The sequence below is a fragment of the Streptomyces sp. WAC04114 genome (genome assembly GCF_019733245.1).
Lineage (GTDB): Bacteria > Actinomycetota > Actinomycetes > Streptomycetales > Streptomycetaceae > Streptomyces > Streptomyces massasporeus_A.
The window spans coordinates 1-12162 of record NZ_JAIGQA010000224.1; the positions used below are offsets into that span (position 1 = coordinate 1).

At 69.5% G+C, this 12162-nt stretch carries 12 protein-coding genes; 4 read left to right on the forward strand and 8 right to left on the reverse strand.

All coding sequences use genetic code 11. The features are described 5' to 3' along the window. The first annotated feature begins 31 nt into the window (after positions 1-31). Together K4G64_RS35180 and K4G64_RS35185 are read left to right on the forward strand one after the other, a co-directional pair. A complete protein-coding gene (locus K4G64_RS35180; RefSeq protein WP_308122573.1) occupies positions 32-781 on the forward strand; it encodes a hypothetical protein in 750 nt (249 codons plus the stop codon). 85 nt (positions 782-866) lie between these two features. Then, on the forward strand, positions 867-1040 hold the full coding sequence (locus K4G64_RS35185; protein ID WP_221759957.1) for a hypothetical protein: 174 nt from the start codon (positions 867-869) through the stop codon (positions 1038-1040). 21 nt (positions 1041-1061) lie between these two features. Here K4G64_RS35185 and K4G64_RS35190 read toward each other — a convergent pair whose 3' ends face one another. Then, a complete protein-coding gene (locus K4G64_RS35190) occupies positions 1062-1439 on the reverse strand; it encodes a metal-sensitive transcriptional regulator (protein ID WP_260461416.1) in 378 nt (125 codons plus the stop codon). A gap of 205 nt (positions 1440-1644) precedes the next feature. On the opposite strand from K4G64_RS35190, the gene K4G64_RS35195 reads away from it, so the two are divergent. Then, positions 1645-2265 carry a DUF47 domain-containing protein gene (locus tag K4G64_RS35195; RefSeq protein WP_031105674.1) on the forward strand — a complete coding sequence of 207 codons (621 nt, stop codon included), beginning with the start codon at positions 1645-1647 and terminating at the stop codon, positions 2263-2265. Between the two features lie 7 nt (positions 2266-2272). Beyond that, entirely contained in the window at positions 2273-3271 is a 999-nt protein-coding gene (locus tag K4G64_RS35200; RefSeq protein ID WP_221759958.1) for an inorganic phosphate transporter, read from the forward strand. A gap of 301 nt (positions 3272-3572) precedes the next feature. Here K4G64_RS35200 and pstB read toward each other — a convergent pair whose 3' ends face one another. The 7 genes from pstB to K4G64_RS35235 form a co-directional block, all read right to left on the reverse strand. Continuing rightward, complete coding sequence (pstB, locus tag K4G64_RS35205) at positions 3573-4349, reverse strand: phosphate ABC transporter ATP-binding protein PstB (protein ID WP_020269923.1); 777 nt, start codon at positions 4347-4349, stop codon at positions 3573-3575. Positions 4350-4420: 71 nt separating this feature from the next. Beyond that, a complete protein-coding gene (pstA, locus tag K4G64_RS35210) occupies positions 4421-5476 on the reverse strand; it encodes a phosphate ABC transporter permease PstA (protein WP_221759959.1) in 1056 nt (351 codons plus the stop codon). Next, positions 5473-6474: a phosphate ABC transporter permease subunit PstC gene (pstC, locus tag K4G64_RS35215; protein WP_221759960.1), complete on the reverse strand. Its 1002-nt coding sequence runs from the start codon at positions 6472-6474 to the stop codon at positions 5473-5475. The genes pstA and pstC overlap by 4 nt, the downstream gene beginning before the upstream one ends. Before the next feature lie 103 nt (positions 6475-6577). Continuing rightward, positions 6578-7699, reverse strand: coding sequence for a phosphate ABC transporter substrate-binding protein PstS (pstS, locus tag K4G64_RS35220; protein ID WP_221759961.1), 1122 nt, complete (start codon positions 7697-7699; stop codon positions 6578-6580). A gap of 246 nt (positions 7700-7945) precedes the next feature. Next, complete coding sequence (locus tag K4G64_RS35225) at positions 7946-8380, reverse strand: NUDIX hydrolase (RefSeq protein ID WP_221759962.1); 435 nt, start codon at positions 8378-8380, stop codon at positions 7946-7948. Positions 8381-8430: 50 nt separating this feature from the next. Further along, complete coding sequence (locus tag K4G64_RS35230) at positions 8431-9597, reverse strand: CHAD domain-containing protein (protein ID WP_221759963.1); 1167 nt, start codon at positions 9595-9597, stop codon at positions 8431-8433. After that, on the reverse strand, positions 9578-11944 hold the full coding sequence (locus K4G64_RS35235) for an RNA degradosome polyphosphate kinase (protein ID WP_221759964.1): 2367 nt from the start codon (positions 11942-11944) through the stop codon (positions 9578-9580). Before K4G64_RS35235 ends, K4G64_RS35230 begins: the two co-directional genes overlap by 20 nt. Positions 11945-12162 lie beyond the last annotated feature (218 nt).

The following is a 12162-nucleotide window of genomic DNA, read 5'->3' on the forward strand; positions in this document are numbered from 1 at the left end:
CCATCGATGTACGGGCCCTCGAACTCCCCGCATTGATCAGCCGGTCGCCGGGGACTCCCGCGGCGGGGACGCGGTCGTCACGTTGCGGAAGGCCGCCGACCGGCTGATCAATGCGGGGAGTTCGAGGGCCCGTACATCGATGGAGATGGCCGCCGGGGGGACCCGGGTCACCATCCGGGGCGCCGGGGTGTACGACTACCGCAAGCGGATGGGGCGGCTGAAGGTGCTGCTGCCGCAGGATCCCGCCGGGGTCGCCGAGCGCCGGCCGATCACCGAACTGCTCGCGCCCGGTGCGCTGTTCATGAAGAACCGGGGCGCCGGTGTACCGGCCGACAAATGGGTGCGGGTGGACACGCGGACCCTGTCCGACGGGAACCTCGTCACCGGCGGGGCCACCGACCCGTTCGCGGCGGCCGAGGTGCTGCTCGGGACGCGGACGGCGACGTACGTGGGAAGGACGGAGGTCGCGGGGACGGGGGTGCGGCACTACCGGGGGACGGCGCACCTGGGTGACGCGGCCCGGCGGGCCACGGAGGGGAACAAGGGTCCGCTGAAGGCGGCGGCCGGGGGGTTCGCCACCGCCGAGGTGCCGTTCGACGCCTACCTCGACGACGAGGGCCGCATCCGCAAGGTCAGGCACCGCTTCAGCTTCCTGAACGGGCAGCAGAAGAACCCGGTCGCCGTCGCTTCCACCACGCTGCTCTACGATTTCGGGGCCTCGGTGCGCGTACGGTTGCCCCGGACCGAGGACATCTACGCGGGCAAGATCGCCGAGGAGTGACCGGCGTGAACTAGCCCGTCCGTGCCATGCGCGGTGTGTAGGCCGCTCCCTACTCTAGGAAGTCGGTAACGGCAGAGATGAGGTGATGCACGTGGCTCCGGTCGGCGGTACGGCAGTTCAGGACCACGTGGCCCTCGCCGAGATCGAGCTGTGCGGAGAGCTGATCATCGCGGCTTCGGCCGCCCAGGAGCGGCTCAGCCTGGAGAGCATCGACGAGGTGCTGAAAGTGGCCGAGGAGCGGGACTCCTCCAGACGCTGACCGCGCGCCGCGGGACCCGGCTCAGGTCCGCAGCATGCGGGCGATCGCCTGGGTCGCCTCCTTCACCTTCGCGTCGATCTCGTCGCCCCCCTTGACGGCCGCGTCGGCCACGCAGTGCCGCAGATGCTCCTCGAGCAGTTGCAGGGCGAAGGACTGCAGGGCCTTGGTGGAGGCGGAGACCTGCGTGAGTATGTCGATGCAGTAGACGTCCTCGTCGACCATGCGCTGCAGGCCGCGGATCTGGCCCTCGATACGGCGCAGCCGCTTGAGGTGTTCGTCCTTCTGCTTGTGGTACCCGTGCACGCCGTGGTCGTGATCGGTCGTCGCGTCCGCACCGGCGGTGTCGGCGGTGCCGGTGGTGACATGTGCGACATCTGTTGCGTCGGTCACGTCCGTCATCGCTTCCTCCTGGTGGGCAGTGGGCCGACTTATACCCCTGGTGGGTATATGGTACCGAACTTTGCCGGGTATACGGCCCTGGGAACCGCCCCCGTGCTCATCACCGTGCCCGATGGGCGACACTGGTGGGCGGCCCGATAGCCGTGGCCGGATGTTGCACCTAGCATCAGCCTGACCCGAAACCGAAGCACCCCGAGGACCCCACGTGCGCTTTCGTCTGACCCCCAGGGAGACGAGCTTCTACGACATGTTCGCCGCCTCCGCGGACAACATCGTCACGGGCTCGAAGCTCCTGATGGAACTGCTCGGGGCGGACTCACCCGCCCGGGCCGAGATCGCAGAGCGTATGCGGGCAGCGGAACACGCAGGTGACGACGCCACGCACGCGATCTTCCACCAGCTGAACTCCTCCTTCATCACGCCGTTCGACCGCGAGGACATCTACTCCCTCGCGTCGTCCCTCGACGACATCATGGACTTCATGGAGGAGGCCGTCGACCTGGTCGTCCTCTACAACGTCGAGGAACTGCCCAAGGGCGTCGAGCAGCAGATCGAGGTCCTGGCCCGCGCCGCCGAGCTGACGGCCGAGGCGATGCCGCACCTGCGCACCATGGAGAACCTCACCGAGTACTGGATCGAGGTCAACCGGCTGGAGAACCAGGCCGACCAGATCCACCGCAAGCTGCTGGCGCACCTCTTCAACGGCAAGTACGACGCCATGGACGTGCTGAAGCTCAAGCAGATCGTGGATGTGCTGGAGGAAGCGGCGGACGCCTTCGAGCACGTGGCGAACACGGTGGAGACCATCGCCGTCAAGGAGTCCTGAGCCCTTCATGGACACCCTTGCTCTGGTCGTGACCATCGGGGTCGCGCTCTTCTTCACGTACACCAACGGCTTTCACGACTCGGCGAACGCGATCGCCACGTCCGTCTCGACGCGGGCGCTGACGCCGCGGGCCGCGCTGGCCATGGCCGCGGTGATGAACCTCGCCGGTGCGTTCATGGGCTCCGGGGTCGCCAAGACCGTCAGTGAGGGCCTGATCCAGACACCGACGGGGTCGAAGGGGATGGGGATCCTCTTCGCCGCGCTGGTGGGCGCCATCGTCTGGAACCTCGTCACCTGGTACTTCGGGCTGCCGTCCTCCTCCTCGCACGCGCTGTTCGGCGGGATGGTCGGCGCGGCTCTGGCCGGCGGGACGACCGTCTACTGGAGCGGGGTGCTGGAGAAGGTCGTCATCCCCATGTTCATCTCCCCGGTGGTCGGTCTGCTGGCCGGCTATCTGGTGATGACCGCGATCATGTGGATCTTCCGGAAGGCCAACCCGCACAAGGCCAAGCGCGGTTTCCGGATAGCGCAGACCGTCTCGGCGGCCGGCATGGCGCTGGGGCACGGTCTGCAGGACGCGCAGAAGACGATGGGCATCGTGGTGATGGCGCTGGTCATCGCCGATGTCGAGGACTACGGCGATCCGATCCCGGTGTGGGTCAAGATCGCCTGTGCGGTGATGCTGTCGCTGGGGACGTACGCCGGTGGATGGCGGATCATGCGGACGCTGGGGCGGAAGATCATCGAGCTGGATCCGCCGCAGGGGTTCGCGGCGGAGGCGACGGGCGCGTCGATCATGTTCACCTCGGCGTTCCTGTTCAAGGCGCCGATCTCCACGACGCATGTCATCACCTCCGCGATCATGGGCGTCGGTGCGACGAAGCGGGTGAACGCGGTGCGGTGGGGTGTTGCCAAGAACATCATCCTGGGGTGGTTCATCACGATGCCGGCCGCGGCGATCGTGGCTGCGGCGTCCTTCGGGATTGTGAATCTGGCGTTTCTGTAGGTCGTGAACCCGGCGTCTGTGTAGAGCGGCGGGTTTGTGCTGAGGCCCGCGGGTGCGCAGCTCTGTAGCTGGTGCTCCGCGTGGGGGCTGAACGCGGGGCGGTGCGCAGCTCGGCGCGACGAGGTGCCGCTTTCTTGTGGGTCGGGAGCCGCCCTTAGCGGCACGCATGCCCGCAGCTGGGCGGCTGCGCCCCGCAGTGAAGTAGGGCGCGAAAAGGCCCGCCCCTGGGAGAGGGGCGGGCCCTTTTCGGCCTCGCGGTGGCACCGCCATGCAGCACCGCGAGGAGACTCGGCGGGACGGATCAGCCGAAGCGGCCGGAGATGTAGTCCTCCGTGGCCTGGACCGACGGGTTGGAGAAGATGCGCTCCGTGTCGTCGATCTCGATGAGCTTGCCGGGCTGGCCGACCGCCGCGAGGTTGAAGAACGCCGTGCGGTCGGAGACGCGGGCCGCCTGCTGCATGTTGTGCGTCACGATGACGATCGTGAAGCGTTCCTTCAGCTCCCCGATCAGGTCCTCGATGGCGAGGGTGGAGATCGGGTCCAGGGCCGAGCAGGGCTCGTCCATGAGCAGGACGTTCGGCTCGACCGCGATCGCCCGCGCGATGCACAGACGCTGCTGCTGGCCACCGGACAGGCCCGAGCCGGGCTTGTTCAGGCGGTCCTTGACCTCGTTCCAGAGGTTCGCGCCCTTGAGGGAGCGCTCGACGATGTCGGAGAGCTCGCTCTTCTTGTAGTTGCCGTTCAGCCGCAGGCCCGCCGCGACGTTGTCGAAGATCGACATCGTGGGGAACGGGTTCGGGCGCTGGAACACCATGCCGACCTCACGGCGGACCGACACCGGGTCGATGCCCGTGCCGTAGAGGTCCTCGTCGTCGAGGAGCACCTTGCCCTCGACCCGGCCGCCCGAGGTGACCTCGTGCATCCGGTTCAGCGTGCGCAGGAACGTCGACTTGCCGCAGCCGGACGGGCCGATGAACGCCGTCACCGAGCGCGGCTCGACGGTCATCGAGATGTCCTCGATCGCCTTGTGGGAGCCGTAGTAGGCGGTCAGTCCGCTTACGTCGATTCGCTTGGCCATGACTACTTCACTTCCAAAAAGTCTGGGGGTCGCTGTGTGGCCCCGCGCGGCGGTAGCCGCAGATTGTCGCGTCAGCGACCGGTCTTCGGGGCCTTCCAGCGGGCGATTCCGCGGGCCACCAGGTTGAGGATCATCACGAAGGCGATCAGCGTGAGGGACGCCGCCCACGCCCTGTCGTACGCCGTGGCCTCGCCCGACCCGTACTGCTGGTAGATGTACAGCGGCAGCGACGCCTGCGCACCCTCGAAGGGGTTGGCGTTGATGAACTTGCTGCCGAACACCAGCAGCAGCACGGGCGCGGTCTCACCGGCGATACGGGCGACCGACAGCATGATGCCGGTGGTGATGCCGCCGAGCGAGGTCGGCAGGACCACCTTCAGGATGGTGCGCCACTTGGGCACGCCCAGCGCCAGGGAGGCCTCGCGCAGCTCGTTCGGGACGAGCTTGAGCATCTCCTCGGTGGAGCGGACGACGACCGGCATCATCAGGATGGCCAGGGCCAGCGAGCCGGCGAAGCCGAAGGGCTCCATCTCGAACATCAGCATGAGGCTGAGGATGAACAGACCCGCGACGATCGACGGGATGCCGGTCATGACGTCGACGAAGAAGGTGACGGCCCGGGCGAGGTGCCCGCGCCCGTACTCCACCAGATAGATCGCGGTGAGCACGCCCACCGGCGCGGCGATCAGCGTGGCCAGGCCGACCTGCTCCAGCGTGCCGAGAATGGCGTGGTAGATGCCGCCGCCCGCCTCCGAGTCGGCCACCACGCCCATCGAGTGGGTCAGGAAGTAGACGTCGAGGACCTTCACGCCGCGCTGGACGGTCGACCACACCAGCGAGGCCAGCGGCACCACGGCGAGCAGGAACGCGACCCACACCAGCGAGGTGACCACGCGGTCCTTGGCCTGGCGGCGGTTCTCGACCCGGGCCGTGATGACGTACGTGCCGAGGACGTACAGGACCGCGGCGATCAGTGCCCACTGGATGCTGCTGTGCAGTCCGGCGGCGGCGCTGATGCCGAGCCCGAGGGCGACGGATCCGGCGGCGATGGCCCACGGAGCCCACTTGGGCAGCCGGCCGCCGCGCAGGGTGCTGGGGCGCTTCGGGGTGATGCTTGTGGTGCTCATGCGTTGGCCCCCGAGTACTCCTTGCGGCGGGCGATGATCGCGCGGGCCGCGCCGTTGACCAGCAGGGTGATGACGAACAGGACCAGGCCGGAGGCGATCAGCGCGTCACGGCCGAACTCGGTGGCCTCGCTGAACTTGCTGGCGATGTTCTGGGCGAAGGTGCCGCCGCCCGGGTCGAGCAGGCTGCCGTGGATCAGGAAGTCGGGGGAGAGCACGGTGGCGACGGCCATCGTCTCGCCGAGGGCGCGGCCGAGGCCGAGCATCGAGGCGGAGATGATGCCGGAGCGGCCGAAGGGGATGACCGCCATGCGGATCACTTCCCAGCGGGTGGCTCCGAGGGCCAGGGCGGCCTCCTCGTGCATCTGCGGTACCTGGCGGAAGACCTCACGGCTCACGTTGGTGATGATCGGCAGGATCATGATCGCGAGCAGGATGCCCACGGTGAGCATGGAGCGCGCGGCGCCGCCCTGCCAGGAGAAGATGCCGGTCCAGCCGAGGTAGTCGTTCAGCCAGCCGAAGAGGCCGTTCATGTGTGGCACGAGGATCAGGGCGCCCCACAGGCCGTAGACGATGGACGGCACGGCGGCGAGCAGGTCGATCACATAGGCGATCGGGCCGCGCAGCCGGCGCGGGGCGTAGTGCGTCAGGAACAGTGCGATGGCGACCGAGATCGGGACCGCGATGATCATGGCGATGATCGAGGAGACGATCGTGCCGTAGGCCAGGACCGCGATGCCGAAGACCGGCGGGTTGACACCGGTGTTCCATTCGAAGGTGGTGAGGAAGTTGCCCTCGTCCTTGCTGATGGCGAGGACCGCGCGGTAGGTGAGGAAGCCCGCGATCGCGGCCATGATCACCAGCAGCAGAATGCCCGAGCCACGGGAGAAGCCGAGGAAGATCCGGTCTCCGGGTCGGGTGGCTCCGCGGGCCGCGCGCTTCTGCTCGGCCGAGGGCGGCTGGGTGGGTGGCGGTGCGTCAGCTATCTGTGTTGTGTCCATCGGATTCTCCGGTCTGCGGAACCGTACGTGCTGTGCGGTTCCTGGCGGCGGTGCACCGGACGGTGCGGTCCGGTCCCGCTGGGGAGACCGGACCGCACTCGGGTCAGCTCAGGCTCTCGACGGTCGTGCGAACCTTGGTGATGATCTCCTCGGGCATGGGCGCGTAGTCGTTCTCGGCGAGGATCTTCTGGCCGTCCTCCGAGGCCGCGTAGCGCAGGAACGCCTTGACGGCGGGCAGGGTGTCGGCCTTGTTGCCCTTGTCGCAGACGATCTCGTACGTCACGAGGACCATCGGGTAGGCGCCCTCGGCCTTGGTCGTGTAGTTCAGCTCCAGCGCGAGGTCCTTGCCGGTGCCGACGACCTTGGCGTCCGCGATGGCCTTGGTGGCGTTGTCGACGGTCGCCTCGACCGGCTTGCCGGCGCCGGTGTCGATGGCGACGGTCTTGATGCCGTCCTTGGCGTACGACAGCTCGAAGTAGCCGATCGCGCCGGCGGTCTGCTTGACCTGGGCGGCGACGCCGGAGGACTGCGGAGCGGACTGGCCGCCCTTGGCCTGCCAGGCCTTGCCGCCCTCGTACGGGAAGTCCTTCTTGGCGGTGGCGATCAGGTACTTGGTGAAGTTGTCCGTGGTGCCGGACTCGTCCGAGCGGTGGAAGGCCTGGATCTTGAGGTTGGGCAGCTTCGCGTCGGGGTTCAGCTTCGCGATCGCCGGGTCGTTCCAGTTTGTGATCTTGCTGTCGAAGATCTTGGCGATCGTCGCGGCGTCCAGGACGAGGTTGTCGACACCCGGGACGTTGTAGCCGACGGCGACCGGTCCGCCGACCATCGGCAGGTCGATGCCCTGGCCGCCCTTGCAGATCTTCTTGGAGGCCGCGACCTCTTCGGGCTTCAGGGCCGAGTCCGAACCGGCCCACGGGACCTGGCCCTGCGTGAACGCGGTGACACCGGCCCCGGAACCGCCGGCCTTGTAGTTGATCTCCACCTTGCAGGCCGCGGAGAACTGCTTGACCCACGCGTCGACCGCGTTCTTCTGCGCGGAGGAGCCGTCGGCGAGTACCTGGCCCGAGGCGTCGTCACACTTGATGTTGCTCGGCGCGGCGGCGTTGGAGGAGCCTCCGTCCGGGTTGCCGGTCTCGTCGGAGCCGCACGCCGTGAGGGCCAGGGCGCCGGAGACGGCGAGAGCACCGAGAGCGAGGGCCCGCCGGTTCATGCGCTGAAGCTTCACTTGAGTTCCTTCCAAGAGCCGCCGTCCTGATCGGCGGCGTGCGAAGTCTGAGTGACGCGGACGCGGTCGCACTCGGTGGGCGCGGCGCGCGTCGGTAAGGCCGAAATTAGGCAGATCAGGTGAAGGCGCCGATGGCCGCAAATGAACGCGGGGTGAACCCCTGCCTAAGGCCTGGTTAGGTCACGGAATGCTCACGGGGAGAGCACGTCGGCATTCCGCTTTTGCGGACGAATGCGGACCGTCCGGTCAGCGGGCCGTCCGCGGGAGGTGCAGAACGGCGAGCAGCTCGTCGACCAACGGCCGGTCGTGGGGCTGGGTGAGACGGTCGCGGGCGGCGTCGGGAGTCAGCCACAGGATCCGGTCCACCTCCTCCGTCGGGGAGAACGCGCAGGACACGGCCTCGGCCGCCCAGTAGCGGACCTGCTTCGGACGGCCGTTCGCCGCATACCGCAGGGTCGACAGCTCGGGCCCGGGCTCGGCCCGGCAGCCCGTCTCCTCCGCCACCTCGCGCAGCGCCCCGTCGAGGGCCGCCTCGCCGCGTTTCAGTTTCCCCTTCGGCCACGACCAGTCGTCGTATTTCGGCCGGTGCACGAGGCACAGCTCGGGCTCGCCGGTGCCGGGGGAGCGCCGCCACAGGACGCAGCCCGCCGCCTGAACCGTGGTGTCCTTCGGAGTGCTCACCGGGTTTCACCGCCTCCTGGTGCCGTGGCCGGACCTGCCGGGCCGGCCGGTCATGACGTGTGGACGGTCTCCTTCTGCCAGCACTGCTGGAACGCGAAGCGCGCCGCCTCCACCTCGTGCCGCTGGTCGGCGTGGAGCACGCCGAGGGCGTACGCCGTGGCCGGGGCGATGCGCGGGGTGCGGGCCGCCTGGGCCGCCGCTGCCGCCGCCTCCGAGGCGTCCCGGTGCCGGTTCAGGGCCCGGCCCGCGGACAGCAGACGCAGGTCGACCACGCCGTTGCCCTTGGGGCCGCTGACGGCCTCGCGGGCGTAACGGTGCAGGCGCAGCAGCAGGCGGACCTGGTGCCACGGGGCGTCCTGCGGGTGCGGGACCGTGTCCGGGGACAGGCCGTGGACGAGGGCCGCGGCGTTGTACGGGCTTCCAGCGGTGACGAGGGGGAGGGCGGTCACGGCGTCGGAGAGCCGGCCATGGGCGGCGTCGGCGAGGGGGCGCAGGTCGGTGCTGTCGGCGGCCCTGGTGAGCGGGACCTCGCTGGCCAGGACGGCGACCTTGTCCGCGACGGCGTGGAAGCGGCTGCTGCCCAGGGCCTGCAGGGCCGTGGAGTGGGCCCGGGTGCGGGCAAGGGTCAGCTGGCGGTCCAGCAGGGCGCCCGCTTTCGCCGCTCCGACCGTCAGGTTGCCGCGCTCCGGTGCCGCGGCCGGCGGGTTGCGCAGCCCCGTGTCACGGGCTGCCGCTCGCTGCGGGACGGACGCGCCCGGGGCGGCACGACCGCCCGCGGCCGCCTCGGCACGCGCGCCCGCCGGAGCCTCCGCGCGGCCGGAGGCGACGGTGCCGGTCGTCTGCCCCGGCAGCGCCGTCGACCCCGACAGGCGGTGCAGCGCCGTCAGCAGGCGCTCCAGACGGGCCGTGTACGCGTGCTCCATCGCCAACGTCCCCGACACCCAGGCCAGTTCGGGGCGCATCGACTCGCACCAGTCCGAGTCGAGGAGGGGCTGGAACGTGTGCAGGCTCGCGCTGATGCGCCGGGCCGAGCGGCGCAGGGCGCGGGCCGCCTCGGCGGACCCCTCCGAGCCGCTCGCCCCCGAACCCGTCTCCCGGTGCAGGCGCAGCGCTCGGAGGAACTCCGTGGCCTGGGCCCGCAGATAGCCCGCGAGGGCGTCACCGGTGGGGCCGGGCCCGGCCAGGGGGTTCGTGGGGTCAAGGTGTTGCTGTGCCACGCCGGCGCCTCCGGGCGTCTATGAGCATCTCCTGGACGTTGCGCAGGGGCTGTCCGTCCGCGTCGGTCGCATGCCGGGTCCAGTCACCGTCCGGGCCGAGGTGCCAGGAGGCGGTGGAGTCGGACATGCCGGTCTCCAGCAGCCGGTTCAGGGCTGCCCGGTGGGCCGGGTCGGTGACCCGGACCAGGGCCTCTATCCGGCGGTCGAGGTTGCGGTGCATCATGTCGGCGCTGCCGATCCACACCTCGGGCTCGCCGCCGTTTCCGAAGCCGAACACCCGGGAGTGCTCCAGGAAGCGGCCGAGGATCGAGCGGACCCGGATGTTCTCCGACAGGCCGGCCACGCCCGGCCGCACCGCGCAGATGCCGCGCACCCAGATGTCCACCGGCACGCCCGCCTGGGACGCGCGGTAGCAGGCGTCGATGACGGCCTCGTCGACCATCGAGTTGACCTTGATGCGGACGTGCGCGGGGCGTCCCGCACGGTGGTGCTGGACCTCCTTGGCGATCCGCGAGACCAGGCCGTCGCGCAGCGACTTGGGGGCGACCAGGAGACGGCGGTAGGTCTCCCGGCGCGAGTAGCCGGAGAGGCGGTTGAAGAGGTCCGAGAGGTCCGCGCCGACCTGCGGGTCCGCCGTGAGCAGGCCGAGGTCCTCGTAGAGGCGGGCCGTCTTCGGGTGGTAGTTGCCGGTGCCGACGTGGCTGTAGCGGCGGAGCGTCTCGCCCTCCTGGCGGACCACCAGCGACAGCTTGCAGTGGGTCTTCAGCCCGACCAGGCCGTAGACCACGTGGCAGCCGGCCTCCTCCAGCTTGCGCGCCCACTTGATGTTGGCGTGCTCGTCGAAGCGGGCCTTGATCTCGACCAGGACCAGGACCTGCTTGCCGGACTCGGCGGCCTCGATGAGCGCGTCGACTATCGGGGAGTCGCCGGAGGTCCGGTACAGGGTCTGCTTGATCGCGAGGACGTCCGGGTCGCCCGCAGCCTGCTCCAGGAAGGCCTGGACGGAGGTGGAGAACGAGTCGTACGGGTGGTGCAGCAGCACGTCCCGCTCGCGCAGCGCGGCGAAGATGTCCGGCGCGGACGCCGACTCGACCTCGGCGAGGTCGCGGTGGGTGCCGGCGACGAACTTGCGGTACTTCAGCTCCGGCCGGTCCAGGGAGGCGATGCGGAAGAGGCCCGTGAGGTCCAGCGGGCCCGGCAGCGGGTACACCTCGGCCTCGCTGATCTTCAGCTCGCGCACCAGCAGGTCCAGGACCTCGCGGTCGATGGACTCCTCGACCTCCAGGCGCACCGGCGGCCCGAAGCGGCGCCGCATGAGCTCCTTCTCCAGGGCCTGGAGCAGGTTCTCCGCGTCGTCCTCCTCGACCTCCAGATCCTCGTTGCGGGTGAGGCGGAAGGCGTGGTGCTCCAGGACCTCCATGCCCGGGAACAGCTCTTCCAGATGGGCGGCGATGACGTCCTCGATGGGGACGTAGCGGCCCGGGGAGCTCTCCAGGAAGCGGGACAGCAGCGGCGGCACCTTCACCCGGGCGAAGTGCTTGTGGCCCGTGACCGGGTTCCGTACGACGACGGCCAGGTTCAGGGACAGGCCCGAGATGTACGGGAAGGGGTGCGCCGGGTCGACCGCCAGCGGGGTCAGCACGGGGAAGATCTGGTGCCGGAACAGGGTGAACAGGCGGGCCTGCTCCTTCTCCTGCAGCTCGCTCCAGCGGACCAGGTGGATGCCCTCCTCCGCGAGTGCGGGGGCGACGTCCTCGTGGTAGCAGGCGGCGTGCCGGGCCATGAGCTCGCGCGAGCGGGCCCAGATCATCTCCAGCACCTCGCGGGGCTGGAGGCCGGAGGCGGAGCGGGTGGCCACGCCGGTGGCGATGCGGCGCTTCAGACCGGCCACCCGGACCATGAAGAACTCGTCCAGGTTGCTGGCGAAGATCGCGAGGAAGTTGGCCCGCTCCAGCAGGGGCGTGTTCGGGTCCTCGGCGAGTTCCAGCACGCGCTCGTTGAACGCGAGCCAACTGCGCTCCCGGTCGAGGAACCGCCCCTGGGGCAGCTCGGGCCCGTCGTACGGCGACTCCTCGTAGGCATCGAGGTCGGCGTCGATGTCCGGTTCCAGATCGGAGACGGCTGCGGCCACCGTGTGCGGGCGGTGGGCTGCTATGGAGCCCACGGAGGGCTGCGCGTGCTGGACCTGTGCCTGGGTGTTCGGCTGGCTCATGGACCCATTCTTCCGCGCCGCGAGCATCACGGGCGCGTCGGACAGCGCGGGCGGGAGCGGGGGTGTCACATGAGTGCTCCCGTTTCCCTCGGGCCCCTCACGGGGCGGGGAAGGCTCTGGCACGGCGGGATTCATTGGCCGAGCTTCGCAAGCTCGTCTGAATCGATGGTTACGGAGACATGACGTGCGGGCTATCGGGGAGCGGCTCGCGGGCGTCCACAGAGCCGGGGGGGTGCCTCTATGTCTTTCGTCAAGCGAGGCGTGGGGTTCGGGGTTCGTAGATGGTGCCGTCGCGGAGCATTGCGAACAGCACGTTGATGCGCTGTCGGGCCAGGCGGAGAAGTGCCTGGGTG

What these genes read in the sequence shown, in the direction of transcription:
- K4G64_RS35185 (WP_221759957.1), top strand. Translation starts at nt 867, where the DNA reads ATGCACGTGGCTCCGGTCGGCGGTACGGCAGTTCAGGACCACGTGGCC.
- K4G64_RS35190 (WP_260461416.1), bottom strand. Translation starts at nt 1,439, where the DNA reads ATGACGGACGTGACCGACGCAACAGATGTCGCACATGTCACCACCGGC.
- K4G64_RS35200 (WP_221759958.1), top strand. Translation starts at nt 2,273, where the DNA reads ATGGACACCCTTGCTCTGGTCGTGACCATCGGGGTCGCGCTCTTCTTC.
- pstB (WP_020269923.1), bottom strand. Translation starts at nt 4,349, where the DNA reads ATGGCCAAGCGAATCGACGTAAGCGGACTGACCGCCTACTACGGCTCC.
- pstA (WP_221759959.1), bottom strand. Translation starts at nt 5,476, where the DNA reads ATGAGCACCACAAGCATCACCCCGAAGCGCCCCAGCACCCTGCGCGGC.
- pstC (WP_221759960.1), bottom strand. Translation starts at nt 6,474, where the DNA reads ATGGACACAACACAGATAGCTGACGCACCGCCACCCACCCAGCCGCCC.
- K4G64_RS35235 (WP_221759964.1), bottom strand. Translation starts at nt 11,944, where the DNA reads ATGAATCCCGCCGTGCCAGAGCCTTCCCCGCCCCGTGAGGGGCCCGAG.